Genomic DNA, 18,938 nt, shown 5'->3' with positions numbered 1-18,938 from the left:
TATGGTACATTCTCAAACTGTCAGCGTGCCGATCGAGCCGGACCAGGCGAAGGTGTCCGACGCCGTCGCGCCGAAGAACACCGCGCACACCACGATGATCAGCACCGCCACGGCGGTCACCACGCTGACCGCGGCCACCGGCGTCCCCTTCGCCGACGTCCGGCCGATGCCGCGGCCGCCCACCGCGTCGCGGCCCAGGGCGAACAGCAGCCGCGAGCCGCCGACCACGCAGGCCAGGCAGCAGCCGAACGCGCTGATCGCGGCGCCGGCGCTGATCACGTCGCCCACCCAGGAGCCGACGAAGCGGCCGCCGAGGTCGCCGAGCAGGGACGGCGAGTCGTGGAAGGCCGTCGCGTCCGAGCCGAACGCCATCATCTCGACCGCGGTGACCACGACGAAGTAGGCGCCGCCGAAGATCGCCGTGCCGAGGATCGCGCGCGGGATGTTGCGCTTGGGGTCGTGCGTCTCCTCGCCGAGCGTCGCGGCGGCTTCGAACCCGGCGAAGGACAGGAAGCCGAACACCGCGCCGAGGAACACCCCCGACAGGCCGGTTTCCGGGACGAACACGTCCAGGGTGAACCGGCCGCCCCCAGGTGCGTCGCCGGCGAGCAGCCGGACCAGGATCACCACGGTGACCAGCAGGATCAGGGCGATCGTGGCGCCTTCGACGACGAGCAGGGTGCTGGTGCCGCGCCGGGCGGGCGCCACCGCGAGGAGCCAGCTGCCGACCAGGGCCACGCCGGTCAGCACGAACGGGCCCCAGGACGGCGGGTCCGGCCAGATGCCGACTTGGGTGAGGAACGCCGTCCCGAGCGTGCCCGCCGCGGAGCTGGTGACGACGGCGTAGAAGGTGTACGTGCCGAGGAGGCCGATGCCGGAGACGACGCCGGCACGCGGGCCGAGCGTGGCGCCGACGAACGCGTAGACCGAACCCGCGTGCTGGTAGTACTGGCAGAGCTTGACGAAGCCGTACGCGACCAGCAGCACGCCGACCGCCGAGAGCAGGAAGGCGAGCGGGACCGCGCGGCCGGCGGCGGCCGCGGTCTGCTGGGGGTTGATGTTGGCGGCCATGCTGGGGGCCATCAGCGCCACGGACAGGCCGACGGCCTGCCAGACGGACAGTGATCGGCGCAGGCCTGGACGGGTTTCGACGGTGTCTGACACGATCTCCACCTCTTCCTGTGTGGAAGTATCCAGTGAACATCGACGGGAGTGGAATGAGCCAGCTCGATCGGGCGGAACTCGCACAGCAGGGCGCCATCCGGGCCGACGGCCTGCGCGCGGCCGGGGTGGAGCTGGTCGCGCTGACCTTCGTGGACAACAGCGGCATCACGCGCACGAAGGCGGTCCCGGTCGACCGGCTGTGGTCGGCGGCCGCGTGGGGCGTCGGCGCGTCCAACTCCTTCGACTTCTTCCTGGCCACCGACGAAATCGTCGGCGGCCTCTACTCGCACGGCCCGGTCGGCGATCTGCGGCTGCACCCGGACCTCGACGGGCTCGTGCCGCTGGCCGCGCAGCCGGGCTGGGCGTGGGCCCCGGCGAACCGCTACGACCAGGAGGGCACCCCGCACCCGCAGGACGCGCGGGCGCTGGCGGCCGCGGCGACGGCGCGGCTCGCTTCGCTGGGGTACAACGTCCGCACGGCCTTCGAGATCGAATGGGTGATCACGGCCGCGGGCGCGCCGGACGACCCGCGCTCGGCGACGGCCGGCCCGGCCTACGGCTACGCGCGGCTTTCCGCGCAGGCGCCCTACCTGCGCGCGCTGGTGTCCACCTTGGCCGCGCAAGGTGTTGCGGTGGAACAGATCCACCCCGAGTACGCGGCCGGGCAGTTCGAGCTGTCGGTGGCGGCGGACGACCCGGTGCGCGCGGCCGACATCGCGGTGCTGACGCGCGAGACGATCCGGACGGTCAGCGAGCAGCACGGGCTGCGCGCGTCGTTCACGCCGAAGTTCGCGCCGGGCGGCGTCGGCAACGGCGGCCACGTGCACCTGAGCCTGTGGGACGGCGACCGCAACCTGTGCGCCGGCGGCGACGGGCGGTTCGAGCTGACCGCGACGGCGGAGGCGTTCGCTGCCGGCATCTACGCACGGCTGCCCGCGCTGCTGGCGATCGGCGCGCCGTCGGTGATCAGCTACCTGCGGCTGGAGCCGCATCACTGGGCGGGCGTGTTCCTGGCCTGGGGCCTGGAGAACCGCGAAGCACCGCTGCGGCTGGTGCGGGGTGCGGCCGGCCAGCGCGACCGGGCGGCGAACTTCGAGGTCAAGTGCTTCGACCTGACCGCGAACCCGTACCTGGTGGTGGCCGCGCTGCTGTTCGCCGGGCTGGCGGGCCTGGAGTCCGGGGCGACGCTGCCGGACCCGGTCGACGTCGACCCCGGCACGCTGCCCTCGGCCGAGCGGCTGCCGCGGACGCTCGCCGAAGCCGTCGCGGCGTTCAAGGCGGACGACGAGCTCACGAAGGCGTTCGGCCCCGAGCTGGCCACGACGCTGATGGACGTGCGCCACGGGGAGATCGACCGGCTCGGCCGCCTGTCGCCGGACGAGCTGTGCGCCGTGATGCGGTACCTACACTAGGGCTTTCGCGACCTCGGTCCGGAGCTGCGGAAGTTTGGCGTAGAGGCGGTCGCCGGGGCATTCGGTGTTGTAGTAGTCGCGGTGGCCCTTGATCTCCTCGACCGGGATGCCGTACTGGCGGCAGATGTAGGCGCAGAACACGACGAGCGAGTCCCATTGGGACTGCGGCGGTTCGACGCTGGTGTAGAGCCCTTCGTTCTCGATGCCGATGGCGTTGGTGTTCTGCCCGGGACAGTGCGCGCCCTGGATCATGGTGGTCCGGCCGCGCAGCGCGTCGAGGCTGCCGTGCCGCCCTTCCATCCGGTACCCGCCGCGGCTGACGGTGAAGTGCTGGCCGGTGTCGGACCAGCCGTTGTTGTCCATGTGGTCGTGCTGGTCGTCGCGCGCGACCTGGAAAGCGTGCTCGAGCGAGTAGTCGGTGCTGTTGGCGCTGGCGATGTGGTGGATGAGGATGCGGTTCGCCGGGTGGTCGAGGGTGACCAGCTCGTCCGACGGCGGCCGGGCACCCCACTCGGCGCAGCTGTAGATCCGCGGTGCTGCCGCGGCGTCCGCCGCGCGGGGCAGGAACAGGCCGGCGGCCCCGGCGACGGCGAGACCGGTGGCGCCGCGGAGGAAGGTGCGCCGCGGGAGGTGTCCGATGTCCATGCGCCGGACTCTGCCGCGGGCGCGTACAGCTTTTGTACAAAGCGCGGTCAGGCCAGGGTGATCTCGGCTGCGAAGGGCCGGGTGAAGGAGAGCTTCCCAGCTTCACTCTTGGCGACGGGTTCGTAGTCCTCGCCTTGGAGTTCGAACAGGGTCGCGGTATCCGGCTCGACCAGGAGGTAGAACGGGATCAGGGCTTCGGCGTAGATGGCCCGCTTGAGGATCCGGTCCTGCACCCTGGAGGACGGCGACACGATCTCGACGACGAGAACGACCTGCTTCTCGGTCAAGCTCACGCCCGTCAGACCACGCTCATCGGCCACCACGAGATCCGGTATCAGCAGACGGTTGCCTCGGTTCCCGAGAACCAGGTTGGCGCCGGGGAAGGCTTCGAACCGGTCCCCCGCGCCCGCCGCGAGCTGGCCCGCCAAGGAGCCCACGAGGCGCTGGTGCTCGAGTCCGTCCAGCGCGCGCACGAGAAGAGTGCCGTCGACGAGTTCGATCCGGCACGACGAAGATTGCTCCTCAGGCAGCCTGAGTTTCCGGCTCAACCCGTGGACGCCAGCTCGGACGCGCCGCTGTACAGCTTGATCTTGAACTGGATGTGCTCCTGGTGCTCGCGGAGCCGGTCGATCTGGGCCTCGACGCGGGCCTCGTGCTCGCGCAGGACCTCGAGGCGCTCGGCCTGGGTCGCGTCACCGGAGCGCAGCAGCTCCACGAACCGCAGCATCTCCGCGACCGGCATGCCCGTGTACCTCAGGCAGCGCAGGAGCTGCAGGAACTCCACGTCGTGGTCGGTGAACGTGCGGCGGCCGCCCGCGGTGCGGCCGACGTGGTGCAGCAGGCCGATGCGCTCGTAGTACCTGAGGGTGTCGATGGTGAAGCCGGTCTTTTCGGTCACCTGGGCCGGGGTGTAGGACGTCACCGGCCCAGGGTGGCACCTGGAGTGGACTCCAGGTCAAGAGAACGGGTCAAGCGGTGGCAACCGCCCGGCGCACTCCGTCGGCCAGCTCCGCGGACAGCCGGTGCACCCCGGACGGGCCCTCGGCCGCCGCGGTGACCAGGGCCGAGCCCACGATCACCGCGTCCGCGAACGACGCCACCTGGGCCGCCTGGTCGCCCGAACGCACGCCGAGGCCGACGCCGATCGGGAGGCTCGTGTGGGCCCGCGTGCGGCGGACCAGCGTCTCCGCGCCCGCGCCGACCTGGTCACGCGCGCCCGTCACGCCCATCACCGCGGTCGCGTAGATGAACCCCGAAGCCGCGTCCACCGTCCGGGCGAGCCGCTCCTCCGACGACGACGGCGCCACGAGGAAGGTCCGGTCGAGGCCGTGGGCCTTCGACGCGGTCATCCACTCGCCCGCTTCGTCCGGGATCAGGTCCGGGGTGATCAGGCCGAGCCCGCCCGCCGCGGCGAGGTCCCGCGAGAAGCGGTCGACGCCGTAGCGGTGCACGGGGTTCCAGTACGTCATGACCACCGCACGGCCGCCGCGCGCCGAGATCGACTCGACGACCTCGAACACGTGCTTGAGGCGGAAACCGTTGTCCAGCGCGGTCACCGACGCGGCCTGGATGGTCGGGCCGTCCATCACCGGGTCCGAGTACGGGACGCCGACCTCGATGAGGTCCGCGCCGCCGTCGACGCACGCCGCGATGAGGTCCTTCGACGCGGCCACCGTCGGGAAGCCCGCCGGGAGGTAGCCGATCAGGGCGCCGCGGCCCTCCGCGCGCGTCGTGGCGAAGAGGTCGTCGATCCCGCTCACTTGTCCACCAGCCCGAACCACTTCGCCGCCGTGTCCATGTCCTTGTCGCCGCGGCCGGACAGGTTGACCACGATCAGGCCGTCGGAGCCCAGCTCGCGGCCCAGGTCCAGCGCGCCGGCCAGCGCGTGCGCCGACTCGATCGCCGGGATGATGCCCTCGGTGCGCGAGAGCAGCATGAACGCGTCCATCGCCTGGGCGTCGGTGATCGGGCGGTACTCGGCGCGGCCGGAGTCCTTCAGCCACGCGTGCTCCGGGCCGACACCCGGGTAGTCCAGCCCGGCCGAGATCGAGTGCGACTCGACCGTCTGGCCGTCCTCGTCCTGCAGCAGGTACGTCATCGCGCCGTGCAGGTTGCCCGGGGTGCCCTTGGTGAGCGTCGCGCCGTGCCGGTTGCCGTCGATGCCCTCGCCGCCCGGCTCCAGGCCGACCAGCCGCACGGACGGGTCGTCGTAGAAGCCCGAGAAGATGCCGATCGCGTTCGATCCGCCGCCGACGCAGGCCGCGACGGCGTCGGGCAGGCGGCCGGCCTGCTCGAGGATCTGCTCGCGGGCCTCGGTGCCGATGACGTGGTGGAAGTTGCGGACCATCGCCGGGAACGGGGCCGGGCCGGCCGCCGTGCCGAACAGGTAGTGCGTGGTCTCCGAGTTGGTCACCCAGTCGCGCAGTGCCTCGTTGATCGCGTCCTTCAGCGTCCGCGAGCCGGTTTTGACCGGGATGACCTCGGCGCCGAGCAGTTTCATGCGGGCGACGTTCAGCGCCTGGCGCTCGGTGTCGACCTCGCCCATGTAGACGACGCAGTCGAGGTCGAGCAGCGCGCACGCGGTGGCCGTGGCCACGCCGTGCTGGCCGGCGCCGGTCTCGGCGATGACCCGCTTCTTGCCCATGCGCTGGGTGAGCAGCGCCTGGCCCAGCACGTTGTTGATCTTGTGCGAGCCGGTGTGGTTCAGGTCCTCGCGCTTGAGGAACACGCGCGCCCCGCCGGCGTGCTCGCCGAAGCGCTTGGCCTCGGTGAGCAGCGACGGGCGGCCCGCGTAGTCCTTCAGCAGGCGGTTGAACTCGTTCAGGAACTCGGGGTCGTGCCGGGCCTTCTCGTACTCGGTGGCGACCTCGTCGACGACGCCGATCAGCGCCTCCGGCATGAACCGGCCGCCGTACGGGCCGTAGTAGCCACGCTCGTCGGGGTCGTGTTCGGGGTTGGGCTTGTCGGTCACCGGGAGGGCCTCGGGCAGGCGGGGTGCGATCCGGCGGTGACCAGCTTGACCAGGGCGCCCTTCGGGTCGCCCGAGGCGACGAGCCCTTCGCCGACCAGCACCGCGTCGGCGCCGTGCCCGGCGTAGGACATCAGGTCGCCCGGCCCGCGAACCCCCGACTCGGCGACCTTGTAGACGTCCATCGGCAGGCCGGGGGCCAGCCGCGAGAAGACGTCGCGGTCCACTTCGAGGGTGTGCAGGTTGCGCGCGTTGACGCCGATGACCTTGGCGCCCGCTTCGAGGGCGCGGTCGGCCTCTTCGGCGTTGTGGATCTCCACCAGCGCGGTCATGCCCAGCGACTCGACGCGGTCGAGCAGCGCGGCGAGCGCGTTCTGCTCCAGCGCGGCGACGATCAGCAGCACCATGTCGGCGCCGTGCAGGCGGGCCTCGTGCACCTGGTAGGGGCTGACGACGAAGTCCTTGCGCAGCACCGGAATGTCCACGGCGGCGCGGACGGCGTCCAGGTCGGCCAGCGAACCGCCGAAGCGGCGCTGCTCGGTGAGCACGCTGATCACCCGCGCGCCGCCGTCCTGGTAGTCCTTGGCCAGTGCGGCGGGGTCGGGGATGTCGGCCAGATCGCCCTTGGACGGGCTGCGGCGCTTCACCTCGGCGATCACGCCGATGCCGGACTCGCGCAGGGCGGTCATGACGTCGCGGGGCGGCTGTGCGGCGGCCGCGCGGATCTTCAGTTCGTCGAACGGCAGCGCGGATTCCCGCACGGCGAGGTCTTCCCGCACGCCGGCGACGATGTCTTCGAGCACGGTCACCGGGCGCCCCCGCCCGGGCTCGTGGTCACGGATTCACTCGCAAGGTCGCTCACAAAAACCTTCCCCTTCCCGCCGAAACGATGCTAACCCCCGCATCCGAAGCGCCCGGTTCCGGGTGTGCGCGTTACTCCGAATGCCTGTCACGGGCATCCGTCGGGTCCTCGCCCTCCGACAGGGCTTCCCACAGCTCGGCGTCCGGATCGCGCACCTTCTTCCGGGTGGCCGGGGCCGCGTACTTCGCGCCCAGCCGGGCGCCGCGCCCGGCGCCCTTGACCGCTGCCAACCCGCCGAGCGCGACGAGAATTCCCCCGAGCACGGCCAGACCGCGCCCGAGCAGCATCTGCGCCACCGGGAGCCCGTCGGCGAAACCGCCGAAGCGGACGCCGGCCACGCCCGACCACACCGCGGCGACGCCGGCCAGCGCCAGGACGACGCCGAGCACGCGCCGGGCCCAGCCGCCGGTGGCGATCACCCCGGCCACGCCGGCGAGCGCGAGCAGGGCCAGCGGCACGAGCGCCGTCGCGCGCTGCTCGCCGGTTTCGCGGTAGAGCACGGTCCCGCGCACGCCGCCGTCGCGGAACTCGGCGAACCAGGTCAGCCGGGACGCGCCCCACAGCGCGAGCGCGCCCAGCAGGAGCGCCACGACGGTCATCCACAGTGGACGGCGGCCCGGCTTCCCGGTGCCGGTCCCGGCCGGGGCCGCGGCGTCCTCGGCTCCCGGTCCGGCGGCCTCGGTGGTCCGTCGCTCAGACACGAGCGGCGTCCGCGGCCGGGTCGAGCGGTCCCGCCGCCACCATCGTCTGGGCCGCCGCGACCGCCGACAGCACGGTCCGCGCCTTGTTCAGCGACTCGGTGTCCTCGTAGTCCGCCACCGAGTCGGCGACCACCCCGCCCCCGGCCTGCACGTGCGCGATCCCGTCCTTCACCAGCGCGGTGCGGATCGCGATCGCGGTGTCGGCGTCGCCGGCGAAGTCGAGGTAGCCGACGACGCCGCCGTAGAGCGCGCGGCGCACCGGCTCCAGCTCCTCGATCAGCTCCATCGCGCGGACCTTCGGCGCGCCGGACAGCGTCCCGGCCGGGAAGCACGCGGTGACCGCGTCGAAGGCCGTCTTGCCCTCGGCCAGCTCGCCGGTGACGGTCGACACGATGTGCATGACGTGGCTGTAGCGCTCGATCTGGAAGAAGTCGACGACGCGCACGGTGCCCGGCTTGCAGACCTTGCCCAGGTCGTTGCGGCCGAGGTCGACGAGCATCAGGTGCTCGGCGCGTTCCTTCTCGTCGGCCAGCAGGTCCTTGGCCAGCTGGGCGTCCTCCTCCGGGTCGGCGCCGCGCCAGCGGGTGCCCGCGATCGGGTGCGTGGTCGCGCGGCCGTCCCGCACGGTGACCAGGGATTCGGGGCTGGACCCGACGATGTCGAAGCCCTCGAGCCGCAGCAGGTACATGTACGGGCTCGGGTTGGACGTCCGGAGCACGCGGTAGATGTCGAGCGCGTCGGCGGCGGTGGCGATCTCGAACCGTTGCGAAGGCACGACCTGGAACGCTTCGCCGGCCTTGATCGCCTCCACGGCCTTCTCGATCGCCGCGTGGAAGTCCTCCTTGGACCGCTTCCGGGTGAACTCCGGCTCGGGCCGGTCGAACGCGGCGACGGTGGCGGGCGCGGGCACCTGCAGCTGCTCGGTCATCGCGCCCAGCCGGGCGACGGCGTCGTCGTAGGCCGCGTCCACGCGCTCGGGCGAGTCGTCCCAGTTGACGGCGTTCGCGATGAGCGTGACCGTGCCCTCGTGGTGGTCGAACGCGGCCAGGTCGGTGGCCAGCAGCATGGTGAGCTCGGGGATGTCGAGGTCGCGCTCGGCCAGCTCGGGCAGCTTCTCGAGCCAGCGGACGGCGTCGTAGCCGATGTAGCCGACCATCCCGCCGGTGAGCGGCGGCAGGCCGGGCAGCGCCTCGGTGTGCAGGGCCTCGATGGTCTCGCGCAGCACGTTCAGCGGGTTGCCCTCGACAGGCAGGCCGACCGGCGGGGTGCCGGTCCAGACGGCTTCGCCGTCGCGGACGGTGAGCGCGGCCGGGCTGCGGACGCCGATGAACGACCAGCGCGTCCAGGAGGCGCCGTTCTCCGCGGACTCGAGCAGGAACGTGCCCGGCCGGTCGGCGGCGAGCTTGCGGTACACGCCGATCGGCGTCTCGCCGTCGGCGAGCACCCGGCGCACGACCGGGATCACGCGGCGGCTTTCGGCGAGGGCGCGGAAGTCCGCTCGGGACGGGCTGACCGAGCCGGGGCCGGTCGAACCGGCGAAAGCGCTGACCATGAACCTCATTGTGCTGCACCCCGGGAGCCGGGACGCGCGGGGTCCCAAATTCAGCAAATGTTGAATTAAAGACCGGGAATGAGTCATGATGGAGGCGTGAGCACCACCGACAACCCCGAGACTACGGCGCGGCGGCGCGGCCGGCGGCCCGCGGGCCAGGACACGCGCACGGCGCTGATCGACGCCGCGCGGTCGGTGTTCGCCGAGAACGGCTACGACGGGGCGACCGTGCGCGCGATCGCCACCCGCGCCGGGGTCGACGCGGCCATGGTCAACCACTGGTTCGGCAGCAAGGAAGGCCTGTTCGCCCGCGCGGTGCTCGAGCTCCCGTTCGAACCCGAGGAGCTGATGGAGACCCTGCGCGACGGCCCGGACGAGGAGTTCGGCGAGCGGATCGTCCGCACGTTCCTCACCCGCTGGGACAGCGCGGGCGGCGGGGTGTTCGTGGCGCTCATCCGCAGCGTCGCCGGCCACGAGCAGGCCGGCCACGTGCTGCGCGACTTCTTCCAGAACTTCTTCCAGCACGTGCTCGCCTCGGTCGGCTCCGACCAGATCCCGCTGCGCACGACGCTCTGCGCGTCCCAGCTGGTGGGCATGGGCATGATCCGGTACGTCGCGAAGTTCGAGCCGCTGGCGACCACGGAGATCGAGACGCTGGTCGCCGCGGTGGCCCCGAACGTGCAGCGCTACATCAGCGGCGACATCGGCTAGGCGGCGCTCCCGGTGCGGGACGTCCGGCCGAACGCCGGGACCGCGTACGGCCGGCGCCGGTCGCCGCGCGAGAAGAGGACGACCATGTCCGGGCCCGAGCCGCCCACCCACGCCGGACGGGCGGGCTGGTGCCACAGGTGGGTGCTGCCGTGGCACGACATGGAGGCCCGCAGCTCGGCCCGGCTGCCGTCGCGGTACTCGACCAGGAGGTCCGGCAGGTGCCGGAGCGTGCGGACCGGGTAGTCGGGCCGCACGGTGACCGCGGCCGGCCGCCAGCCGGTCCGCAGTACCGCCCGGTACCGCCGCCGCCACCCGGCCGTGGCGGCCAGGCTCACGCCGGCGAACGCCAGCAGGAACAAGCCGAGGACCCAGCACAGGACGGGCACAAAGGGATCGAGGCGGTCCTCCAGCGTGGTGCGCGCCCGGGACGGGTTCGCGGGGTCGTAGATCACCGTGAGCGTCCCGCCCACGGTGTAGCGCCGTCCCGAGGTGACGGGGATGGTGGCGTAGACCGGTTCGCCCCGCACGTCGTAGGAGACGCGGATCGCCCGCGGGTGGTCGGCGAACCACAGCACCTTCCCGGTCACGTGGACGCCGTCACGCAGGAGCGCGCGGGCGGGGTACTCGTAGGCGACCAGGCCGGCGAACACCCCTCCGGCGGCGACCAGCCAGAGCACCGTGATGACCAGCGCCCGCCGGGCCAGCACCCGCAACCGGGGAACCTCGGCGGCCGGGTCCGGCTGCGTTACTTCCGGCGGTGTTTCCTCCGGCTGCGCTTCTTCCGGTGACGGCAGCCACGCCGTGTCTTCCCCCATCGGCTCAGATTACGCCCGGCGGCGCGGAAACCGGGCACGTCGCCGCGGCCGGTCCGGCGGTGTCCAGCGGTACGTCCGCGCGACGGCCGGGATCACGTGCGGGCGCGTCCACCAGGGCGGCCGCGGGAGGACGAGCAGCACCATCGCGGACCCGTGACCACCGGCGAGCGCGGGCAGGCCGGGCAGCCCGCCGAGCCCGCGGACGGCCAGGCCCGCGCCGGCCATCAGCACGACGATCCGGCTGCCGTCCGGGAACTCCACCTGGGCCGCGGGACGGCGACTGCCCCCGGCCGACACCTCGATCGTCACGGTGGCCTGCCGCCAGCCCGTGCGGCGCACCGCGTGGTAGCGGCGCCGCCACGTCACCAGGGTGGCCAGGCAGCCGGCGATGCCGATCAGCCCGGCCAGCACGAGCGCGCCGGCGAACCCGGCGCCGGCGAGTCCGATCGGGACGGCGGCCAGCAGCACCGCGAGCGACACGATCGCGAAGAACACCTGCCGGTCGCTTCGCTCGCGCACCAGCCGGGTGTACTCCGGCGCGGCACCGTGCTCTCCGGCCGGGGGCAGCCAGTCCGTGGTGTCCGTCTTCGCCGCCCGCTCCCGGCGAATCACCGGGTCGTCTTCGCGAACGCCGGCACCGCGTAGGGGCCCTTGCGCCACCGCCCGTGCGGGACCAGCACCACCATCGCGCTCCCCCAGCCGCCGACCCAGGCGCGGCGGTCCGGGCGGTCCTTCAAGGAGGTCGCGCCGTGCGTCGAGGACGCCGCGCGCAGCCTGATGCCCGAGCCGTCGCGGTACCCGACGTGGATGTCCGGCGCGTGCCGTCCCTGGCGGACCGGGTAGTCGGGCACCACGGTCACCGAGGCGATCCGCCAGCCCGTGGCCCGCACCGCGCGGTACCGCCGGGCCCAGCCCGCGGCCGCCACCAGGGAAAACGGCACCCCGGCGAGGGCGAGCAGCAGCGGCACGACCAGGAACCCGACGCTGTACTGGTTTTCGTTCCGCTCCTCGACGGTGCGGGCGTCCGCGGGATCGTCCCGGTCGTAGACGACCGTCACCTCTTCACCGGGCCGGTACCGGTGGTCGGTGTCCCGCACGATCTCCTCGGTCAACGCCGTGTCGCCGACCTGGTAGCGCACCCACATCGACGGCGCGCCGTCACCGCTGCGCGGGTCGACGACGCGCTCGACCACACCGCCGGTGCGGGCCCCGGTCGCCAGGAGGTCGTCGGCCGAGTACTCGACGAGATCGAGGCCCACGATGCAGCCGGCCAGCACCCCGGCCCAGAGCAGCGCGATCACGAAGGCGCGCCGGCCGAGCGACCGCAGCCGCCGGATCTCCCGGTCGAGGTCGACGCGGCCTTCGCCGTTGAGACCTTCCCGCGGCGGCAGCCACGGCTCGAAGTCCAGCCGCGCCAGCACGGTGGCCGCCCGCCGGTCGCCGACCCGGATCCGGAGCGCGGCCAGGGCCGTGAGCGCCGCCGAACCGGCGAGCACGCCGATGTCGGCCGCGAGTTCACCGTCTTCGAACGGGTACCCCGGCTCGGCCAGCGAGAAGGCCGTGCCGATCACGAACACCACGAAGACCAGCGCGCCGAGCGCTTCGGTCAGCAGCCAAGCCAGTCTCCTCCGCGACAGCCGTCGCGCGGCGTCCCGCCCCAGGTCCATTGGGTGAACCTAGAACGGAAAACCGCGTCCCGGCGGGGTTCGGGAGGTAACCGACACCAGGGCAACCGAACGGCCCGCCCGGGCGTGCAAGCGGGCAGTGCCTGCGTCAGCGGGACAGCAGCAACGCGATCAGCGTCACCACGCCCGGCACCACCTGCACGAACAGGATCCGCTTGTTCGCCGTCGCCGCGCCGTAGATGCCCGCGACGATCACGCAGACGATGCCGTAGAGCTTCAGCTGGAAGCCCGTCGGGTCGCTCGCGATCAGGCCCCAGACCAGCGCGAGCGCCAGGAAACCGTTGTACAGCCCCTGGTTCGCTGCCAGCGGCGCGCTCTCCTTGGCGAACTCCTCGGTGGTCCCGAACGCCGCGCGGGCGCGGGGTGTGGTCCAGAGGAACATCTCCAGGACGACGATGTAGACGTGGATCAGGGCGACCAGCCCGACCAGGACGTCGGCGGCGATCTTCACGCGGTGTGCTCTTTCTCGTCGGCCAGGAGCAGGCGCTCCTCGGTGTCGAAACAGGTGTGCGTGCCGGTGTGGCAGGCCGGGCCGGTCTGGTCGACGCGCAGCAGGACGGTGTCGCCGTCGCAGTCGATCCGCACCTCACGGACGTGCTGGTAGTGCCCGGACGTCTCGCCCTTGACCCACAGCTTCTGCCGGCTGCGCGAGAAGTACGTGCCGCGGCGGGTGGACAGGGTCGCCGCGAGGGCGTCGTCGTTCATCCACGCCATCATCAGCACGTCCGAGGTGGCGTGCTCGACGACGACCGCGGCGATCAGGCCGTCGGCGTTGCGCTTGAGGCGCGCCGAGACACCGGCGTCGAGGGTCATGCGTCGACTCCCAGCAGGTACCGCTTCAGCGGCATCGAGTTCAGCAGGACGAAGGCGTAGCCGTACCCGGCGAAGGACAGGCCGGAGAACAGCTTGTTGAACCACAGTTCGGCGCCCAGCAGCAGGAACGCGTGCAGCAGCGCGAACACCACGGTGATGATCAGGCCGGCGATGCGGGAGCTGCCCATCTTCACCGCGAGCCCGGTGGTGACGACCCCGCCGAGGATCAGCGCGAGCGCGGGCACCCGGTAGATGCTCAGGCTGGATCCCGCGCTGAGCACCGGGATCAGGTCGAGCAGGGCCCACGCCACCGGCAGGCCGATCAGCAGGGCCGCGACGACCTTGACCTCGACGGGTGCTTGCCAGGACTTCATCGGACCTCCACCCCGCCTTCGCGCAGCGCGGTCTTGACCTCGCCGATCTTCAGCTGACCGAAGTGGAACACGCTGGCGGCGAGCACGGCGTCCGCGCCGGAACGCACCGCGGGCAGGAAGTGCTCCAGGGCGCCCGCTCCGCCGCTGGCGATCACCGGCACCCGCACGGCCTTGCGCACCATGTCGATCAGCTCGATGTCGAAGCCGTTCTTGGTGCCGTCGGCGTCCATCGAGTTCAGCAGGATCTCCCCGACGCCCAGCTCCTCGCCGCGCGCGGCCCACTCCACGGCGTCGATGCCGGTGCCGCGGCGCCCGCCGTGGGTGGTGACCTCGAACCCGGACGCGGTCGGCTCGCCGCCCTCGGGCACGCGGCGCGCGTCGACCGACAGCACGATGCACTGGGCACCGAACCGGCGCGAGGCCTCGTGGAGGAACTCGGGCCGGGCGATCGCGGCGGTGTTGATGCTCACCTTGTCCGCGCCGGTGCGCAGCAGCCGGTTGACGTCGTCGTTGCTGCGGACGCCGCCGCCGACGGTCAGCGGGATGAACACCTGCTCGGCGGTGCGGCGGACCACGTCGTAGGTGGTTTCGCGGTCGCCGGAGGACGCCGTGACGTCGAGGAACGTCAGCTCGTCGGCGCCCTCGGCGTCGTAGCGCCGGGCCAGCTCGACGGGGTCGCCGGCGTCGCGGAGGCCGGCGAAGTTGACACCCTTCACGACCCGGCCCGCGTCGACGTCGAGACAGGGGATCACCCGCACCGCGACAGACATGGTCACCAGCGTAGTCAAGGGCGTTCAGAGAGCCTTATTCAGCCGTCGCCCTCCGCACGACTTCCGCGCAGACCGCCGGCACCCGTTCGGGAAGCGGCGGGCTAACCAGAATAAGGCTCTAAGCTCGGCCAATGGCACAGGCGGGGCGGCGGCCGGGGCAGACGGAGACGCGGGAGAAGATCCTCGACGCGGCCCGGCACCGGTTCGCGGAGCTGGGGTACGACGGCGCGACGGTCCGCGGGATCGCCGCCGACGCCGGGGTGAACGCGGCCCTGCTGCACCACTTCTTCGGCAGCAAGCAGCAGCTGTTCGCGGCCTCGATGAACCTGCCGGTGAACCCGGCCGACCTGGTCCCGGCGATCCTCACGGGCCCGCGCTCGGGGCTGGGCGAACGGCTCGTGCGCGCCTTCCTGGGCGTCTGGGCGGCCCCCGAAGGCCGGACGCCGTTCCTCGCGATGCTGCGGGCCGCGGCGACGAACGAGCAGGTCGCCGTCATGATGCGCCAGTTCATCGAGCGCGCGGTGCTGGCCGAGGTCGCCCGCGCGCTGGACGTGCCGAAGGTCCGCGTCGCCGGGATCGCCGCGCAGATGATCGGGCTGGCGCTGCTGCGGTACGTGATCAAGCTCCCGCCGCTGGCCGACGCGGACGACGAGGAGATCGTCGCGCTGCTCGCGCCGGTCGCGCAGTACTACCTCGACCCGGCATCCGGCGTTCACGTCCCGGCCACCCGATTCGTCTAGTTTGCCCGGGTGCGCAGACTGCTCCCGGTGGCCCTCGCCGCCGTCACCCTGCTGACCGCCGTCCCCGCCTCCGCCACCCCTCGTGACCCGTCGCCGGTGGCGCAGACCGAGGCCTTCGCCGAGCCCGCCGACGCCGACGACCCCGCTATCTGGGTCCACCCGGGCGACCCCGCGCGCAGCATCGTGCTCGGGACGCTGAAAGAGGGCGGCCTGGCGGCGTTCGGCCTGGACGCGCGCACCCTGCAGCGGGTCCCGGCGGGGCCGGGCGGGCGGTTCAACAACGTCGACGTCGTCGGCGACCTGGCCGTGGTCAGCGACCGGGGGCGCGACCGGATCCGCGTCTACCGGATCGACCCCGACGGCCCGCAGGTCCTGCGGGACGTCACCGACCCGGCCGCGGCGCCGGTGTTCTCCGCGTCCGAGTCCGAAGTGGACGAGCAGCGGACCGCCTACGGCCTGGCGGCGGGACGCGACCCGCGCACCGGCCTCCGCTGGGTGGCGGTGACCCGCCGGCACGAGACGCGAGTGGCGCTGCTGCGGCTGGTCGACCGGCCGGGCGGCACGATCGGCACGGCTCCCCTCGCGACGGTGGACCTGCCTTCGACGTTCCGGCTGCCGGGCGGCACGTCCTGGTCGCCGTGCGAGGAGCCGGGCGAGCGGCCCCAGCTCGAGGGGTCCGTCCTCGACGGCCGGGTGCTGTACACCGCACAGGAGGACGTCGGGATCTGGCGGATCCCGCTGTCCCCGGCCGGTTTCGGGCGGCCGGAGCTGGTCGACCGGGTGCGCTCGTACGGTGTCCCGCAGCGCTGGGACGCGGCTGCGGAGGAGTGCGTGCCCGACGGCGCCGACCCGGGCTTCGGCGGGCAGTGGCTGGAAGCCGACGCGGAGGGCCTGGCGGTGGCGCACGGGAAGCTGTTCGCGTCGAGCCAGGGCGACTCGCGGTTCGTCGTGTACGGCGGCGGCCGCACACGTGACCTGCGGATCGTCGCGGGCCGCGGCACGGACTCGGTGGAGCATTCGGACGGCTCGGCGATCAGCACGGCCTCCCTGGGCCGCCGGTTCCCCCACGGCCTCCTGGTGGTCCACGACGGCGAACGCCGCCCCACGGCGGGCGACCTCGCGACGACGGGCTTCGCCTTCGTCCGGCTCGAGGACGTCCTCTAGGAAAAGTTCCCACCCGCGTGCAGCAGCCCGTCCCCCTCGTGCGTCCATAGGGTGACGGAAGGGACGTACGTGGGCTTCGAAGAGTTCGTGGAGGAGCGGCTGGACGGGCTGCTCCGCTACGCGACCGTCCTGACGAACGACCCGCACCTCGCGCAGGACATCGTGCAGGACGTCCTGCTGCGCGCGCAGCAGCGGTGGGACGGCATCGACGCCCCGCCGACCTACGTCCGCCGGATGGTCACCAACGAGTACCTGTCGTGGCGCCGCCGGGCCGTGCGGCGGATGGTGCCGAGCAGCCACGAAGTCCTCGACGCGCTCTCGCCGCCCGAAGCCGATCCCGCCACCGCCTACGACGAACGGGACGCGATGCTGGGCCTGCTCGCGACGCTGCCGCGCAAGCAGCGCGCCGCCGTTGTCCTGCGCTACTACGAGAACTACTCGGACGCCGAGATCGCCGCCGTGCTGCGCTGCGGCACGTCCACCGTGCGCAGCCAGATCTCCCGCGCGCTGGCGGCCCTGCGCGAAGCGCCCCAGCCCGAACCCCTGATCGCGTCCCTCAAAGCCGGAGCCCCCGAATGACCCGCAGCGACCACGACACCGAGACGCTGATCCGGGAGAGCCTCGACCGCCTCGCCGCCCGCGCGCCGGACGGCCACGCGGTCCGGGACGCGCTCGCGGACGCCCGGCGCCGCCGCCCCGTCGCGCGGCTGACCCTGGTGGCGGCCGCGGTGGTCGTGCTGGTGGCCGGGGTCTTCGTCGGCACGCAGGTGCTCACGAGCCCGCCGGACCTCGAACCGGCGGCGGGCCGCCCGGTGCTCGGGTACACGCCCGGCTGGCTGCCCGAAGGCTTCACCGAGCAGTACCGCGAGGGCGGCCCGGGCCTCACGCCGCAGGTCCGCCGGTGGTCGGCCGGGCCGGCGGAGATCACGCTGTCGGCGTATTCGACGGCCGATCCCGAGTGGTCGGGGCCCGTGCCGAAGCTCGCGTCGGCCCGGGACCAGACCATCGTGCACGGCCGGATCGCCATGGTCACCGGCGACACCAGCACCGCCGCCCTGCTCACCTGGACCGCCGACGACGACGGCCACGTGCTCACCGCCCGGGTCGGCGGGGTGCCGGACGCCCGCGCGGTCGCCCAGCGGGTCGCCGACTCGGTCGAGGCGGCGCCGGTCGGCGTCCGCGGCGAGCTGCGGTTCGGGCCGCTGCCGGCCGCGCTCGCCGAACGCTCGGCCGCCGTCCGCGGCACCGGCCCGGACGACGCGAGCACCGAGCTGACCGCGGCCGACCCGGCCCGCCCGTCGGTCCCGGCGGTGACGGCCGCCGTCGGCGCCGGCTCCCCCGGTGTCGGTGGCGCCGCGCCGGTCACCGTGCGCGGCGGCCCGGGGTTCTACTCGGCGCCGAAGCCCGGCGAGCCCGCGATGGTCGCGGTCCGGCTGCCGTCGGGGCGCTGGCTGACGGTGTCGGGAGCGCGGCCGGAAGCCGTGCTGGTCGCCGTCGCGGACGGCGTCCAGCTCGACCCCGCACCCGACTACCGCTGGCTCGGCCGGGCTACCAGCTGACCGTCGGGAACCAGATGATCCCGAGCCTGCCGAGCACGCGCACGTCCCAGTAGAGCAGCGTGAACGTGCCGCCGACGAGCAGCGCCGCGCCCGTCACGGCGGCGACGCGGCCCGGCTTCGCGGCCAGCCAGCGCTGCACGCGCCCGCCCGTCGCGTGCGTCAGGATCAGGAACAGCACGCCCATGATCACGATGTTGCCGAGCGACTGCAGGGCGAACGCGGCGGCGCCGTAGAACACGTTGTGCTGCTCGGCGGCGCTGCGGAACATGATCCGGAACAGCGGGTACGGCCGGCCGATGAGGAACCCGCCGATCAGCGCGCCCATCAGGACCAGCGGGGTGGCCGGGTGGCGCCGGGTCAGCCCGCCGATCGGGTTGCCGATCACCCCCAGGGAAACCAGGCCCAGCACCAGGAACACGAGCCCGACGACGCCGAAGGCGACCATCGACTGGATGCTGCGCGGCGTCAGCCCACTGGCCGTCGAGGTGTCGAACTGCGGCATCCGCGTGCCGACGAGCGCGACGATCACGCCGTAGACGATCGACACCGTCAGCATGCCCGCCGCGATCCAGCCGAGCGGCTTGAGCGTGGTCGCGAACCGCCGTTTCTCCCCCGCCTGCCCGCCGACCAGCGGCGCGACCGCGCCGAACGCGGCGATGTTGCACGCGGTGAACGAGCCGGCGAGACCCGAGACGAACGCGAACAGCGTCCCGGCCAGCACCCCGCCGATCGGGGTGGCCTTCGCGTCGTAGCCGAGCAGCGTGTTGGCCACGCTGTCGCCGATGACGGAGTCGACGAACGGCGCCGACCAGAGCGCGGTCAGCGCGAACCCGGCCAGGACCGCGAGCACCACGACCCTCGCCCGGTGCGCGGGATACGGCCCCGAGCCGAAGAAACCCGCTTGCGGATGAACCGGTACTTCGTGTGTGACGGCCATCTACACCCTCCAGTGTGCGGGAAAAACCCAGCCCGCAAAGCGTTGCAAATATTCCATTGAAGCGCT

The 18,938-nt window shown here is 72.7% G+C and carries 23 protein-coding genes; 6 read left to right on the top strand and 17 right to left on the bottom strand.

The window, feature by feature from the left end; translation table 11 throughout:
* Window positions 1–12: 12 nt before the first annotated feature.
* Window positions 13–1,164, bottom strand: a complete 1,152-nt coding sequence (locus tag ACIOD2_RS27125; protein WP_400543670.1) for an APC family permease — start codon at window positions 1,162–1,164, stop codon at window positions 13–15.
* 53 nt (window positions 1,165–1,217) lie between these two features.
* On the opposite strand from ACIOD2_RS27125, the gene ACIOD2_RS27120 reads away from it, so the two are divergent.
* Window positions 1,218–2,576: a glutamine synthetase gene (locus tag ACIOD2_RS27120; RefSeq protein WP_400543667.1), complete on the top strand. Its 1,359-nt coding sequence runs from the start codon at window positions 1,218–1,220 to the stop codon at window positions 2,574–2,576.
* Here ACIOD2_RS27120 and ACIOD2_RS27115 read toward each other — a convergent pair.
* The 8 genes from ACIOD2_RS27115 to ACIOD2_RS27080 all read right to left on the bottom strand — a co-directional run bounded on the left by ACIOD2_RS27115 (window position 2,568) and on the right by ACIOD2_RS27080 (window position 9,304).
* Window positions 2,568–3,221, bottom strand: coding sequence for a peptidoglycan recognition family protein (locus ACIOD2_RS27115; RefSeq protein WP_400543664.1), 654 nt, complete (start codon window positions 3,219–3,221; stop codon window positions 2,568–2,570). The genes ACIOD2_RS27120 and ACIOD2_RS27115 overlap by 9 nt on opposite strands.
* A gap of 47 nt (window positions 3,222–3,268) precedes the next feature.
* Window positions 3,269–3,769, bottom strand: a complete 501-nt coding sequence (locus tag ACIOD2_RS27110; RefSeq protein WP_400543661.1) for a Uma2 family endonuclease — start codon at window positions 3,767–3,769, stop codon at window positions 3,269–3,271.
* Window positions 3,766–4,143: a MerR family transcriptional regulator gene (locus ACIOD2_RS27105; RefSeq protein ID WP_400543658.1), complete on the bottom strand. Its 378-nt coding sequence runs from the start codon at window positions 4,141–4,143 to the stop codon at window positions 3,766–3,768. Before ACIOD2_RS27105 ends, ACIOD2_RS27110 begins: the two co-directional genes overlap by 4 nt.
* Before the next feature lie 46 nt (window positions 4,144–4,189).
* Window positions 4,190–4,981, bottom strand: a complete 792-nt coding sequence (gene trpA / locus ACIOD2_RS27100; protein WP_400543655.1) for a tryptophan synthase subunit alpha — start codon at window positions 4,979–4,981, stop codon at window positions 4,190–4,192.
* Window positions 4,978–6,210 (bottom strand): tryptophan synthase subunit beta, encoded by a 1,233-nt coding sequence (gene trpB, locus ACIOD2_RS27095; RefSeq protein ID WP_400546106.1) that lies wholly within the window; start codon window positions 6,208–6,210, stop codon window positions 4,978–4,980. The genes trpA and trpB overlap by 4 nt, the downstream gene beginning before the upstream one ends.
* Window positions 6,189–6,998, bottom strand: a complete 810-nt coding sequence (gene trpC, locus ACIOD2_RS27090; RefSeq protein WP_400543652.1) for an indole-3-glycerol phosphate synthase TrpC — start codon at window positions 6,996–6,998, stop codon at window positions 6,189–6,191. The genes trpB and trpC overlap by 22 nt, the downstream gene beginning before the upstream one ends.
* A gap of 124 nt (window positions 6,999–7,122) precedes the next feature.
* Window positions 7,123–7,650, bottom strand: coding sequence for a Trp biosynthesis-associated membrane protein (locus ACIOD2_RS27085; RefSeq protein ID WP_400546103.1), 528 nt, complete (start codon window positions 7,648–7,650; stop codon window positions 7,123–7,125).
* 94 nt (window positions 7,651–7,744) lie between these two features.
* Window positions 7,745–9,304: an anthranilate synthase component I gene (locus tag ACIOD2_RS27080; RefSeq protein WP_400543649.1), complete on the bottom strand. Its 1,560-nt coding sequence runs from the start codon at window positions 9,302–9,304 to the stop codon at window positions 7,745–7,747.
* Window positions 9,305–9,400: 96 nt separating this feature from the next.
* On the opposite strand from ACIOD2_RS27080, the gene ACIOD2_RS27075 reads away from it, so the two are divergent.
* On the top strand, window positions 9,401–10,015 hold the full coding sequence (locus ACIOD2_RS27075) for a TetR family transcriptional regulator (RefSeq protein WP_400543646.1): 615 nt from the start codon (window positions 9,401–9,403) through the stop codon (window positions 10,013–10,015).
* On the opposite strand, the gene ACIOD2_RS27070 is transcribed toward ACIOD2_RS27075, so the two are convergent.
* The 7 genes from ACIOD2_RS27070 to hisF form a co-directional block, all read right to left on the bottom strand.
* Window positions 10,012–10,830, bottom strand: a complete 819-nt coding sequence (locus ACIOD2_RS27070) for a DUF3592 domain-containing protein (protein WP_400543643.1) — start codon at window positions 10,828–10,830, stop codon at window positions 10,012–10,014. The two genes, ACIOD2_RS27075 and ACIOD2_RS27070, sit on opposite strands and share 4 nt — an antisense overlap.
* A gap of 9 nt (window positions 10,831–10,839) precedes the next feature.
* Complete coding sequence (locus tag ACIOD2_RS27065) at window positions 10,840–11,442, bottom strand: hypothetical protein (RefSeq protein ID WP_400543641.1); 603 nt, start codon at window positions 11,440–11,442, stop codon at window positions 10,840–10,842.
* A complete protein-coding gene (locus tag ACIOD2_RS27060; RefSeq protein WP_400543638.1) occupies window positions 11,439–12,497 on the bottom strand; it encodes a DUF3592 domain-containing protein in 1,059 nt (352 codons plus the stop codon). Before ACIOD2_RS27060 ends, ACIOD2_RS27065 begins: the two co-directional genes overlap by 4 nt.
* A 106-nt stretch (window positions 12,498–12,603) precedes the next feature.
* A complete protein-coding gene (locus tag ACIOD2_RS27055) occupies window positions 12,604–12,966 on the bottom strand; it encodes a DUF1304 domain-containing protein (RefSeq protein WP_400543635.1) in 363 nt (120 codons plus the stop codon).
* Entirely contained in the window at window positions 12,963–13,328 is a 366-nt protein-coding gene (gene hisI / locus ACIOD2_RS27050) for a phosphoribosyl-AMP cyclohydrolase (protein WP_392776174.1), read from the bottom strand. Before hisI ends, ACIOD2_RS27055 begins: the two co-directional genes overlap by 4 nt.
* Window positions 13,325–13,702 carry a hypothetical protein gene (locus ACIOD2_RS27045; RefSeq protein WP_400543632.1) on the bottom strand — a complete coding sequence of 126 codons (378 nt, stop codon included), beginning with the start codon at window positions 13,700–13,702 and terminating at the stop codon, window positions 13,325–13,327. The genes hisI and ACIOD2_RS27045 overlap by 4 nt, the downstream gene beginning before the upstream one ends.
* Window positions 13,699–14,472 (bottom strand): imidazole glycerol phosphate synthase subunit HisF, encoded by a 774-nt coding sequence (gene hisF / locus ACIOD2_RS27040; RefSeq protein ID WP_400543630.1) that lies wholly within the window; start codon window positions 14,470–14,472, stop codon window positions 13,699–13,701. Before hisF ends, ACIOD2_RS27045 begins: the two co-directional genes overlap by 4 nt.
* Window positions 14,473–14,603: 131 nt before the next feature.
* Between hisF and ACIOD2_RS27035 the strand changes: the two genes are divergently transcribed.
* The 4 genes from ACIOD2_RS27035 (at window position 14,604) to ACIOD2_RS27020 (ending at window position 17,935) form a co-directional block, all read left to right on the top strand.
* Window positions 14,604–15,212: a TetR family transcriptional regulator gene (locus ACIOD2_RS27035; RefSeq protein WP_400543628.1), complete on the top strand. Its 609-nt coding sequence runs from the start codon at window positions 14,604–14,606 to the stop codon at window positions 15,210–15,212.
* 27 nt (window positions 15,213–15,239) lie between these two features.
* The gene (locus tag ACIOD2_RS27030; protein ID WP_400546100.1) at window positions 15,240–16,376 is read left to right on the top strand and encodes a phytase; all 1,137 of its coding nucleotides are present in this window, start codon (window positions 15,240–15,242) and stop codon (window positions 16,374–16,376) included.
* 69 nt (window positions 16,377–16,445) lie between these two features.
* Window positions 16,446–16,955, top strand: coding sequence for a SigE family RNA polymerase sigma factor (locus ACIOD2_RS27025; RefSeq protein ID WP_400546097.1), 510 nt, complete (start codon window positions 16,446–16,448; stop codon window positions 16,953–16,955).
* Complete coding sequence (locus ACIOD2_RS27020) at window positions 16,952–17,935, top strand: hypothetical protein (protein ID WP_400543625.1); 984 nt, start codon at window positions 16,952–16,954, stop codon at window positions 17,933–17,935. The genes ACIOD2_RS27025 and ACIOD2_RS27020 overlap by 4 nt, the downstream gene beginning before the upstream one ends.
* Here ACIOD2_RS27020 and ACIOD2_RS27015 read toward each other — a convergent pair.
* Window positions 17,925–18,872 (bottom strand): hypothetical protein, encoded by a 948-nt coding sequence (locus ACIOD2_RS27015; protein WP_400543622.1) that lies wholly within the window; start codon window positions 18,870–18,872, stop codon window positions 17,925–17,927. The two genes, ACIOD2_RS27020 and ACIOD2_RS27015, sit on opposite strands and share 11 nt — an antisense overlap.
* Window positions 18,873–18,938: the final 66 nt, after the last annotated feature.

This window comes from Amycolatopsis sp. NPDC088138 (assembly GCF_044741685.1).
Taxonomy (GTDB): Bacteria; Actinomycetota; Actinomycetes; order Mycobacteriales; family Pseudonocardiaceae; genus Amycolatopsis.
Note: the sequence above shows the minus strand (reverse complement) of the source record. Positions and strands in the feature narration are given on the sequence as shown.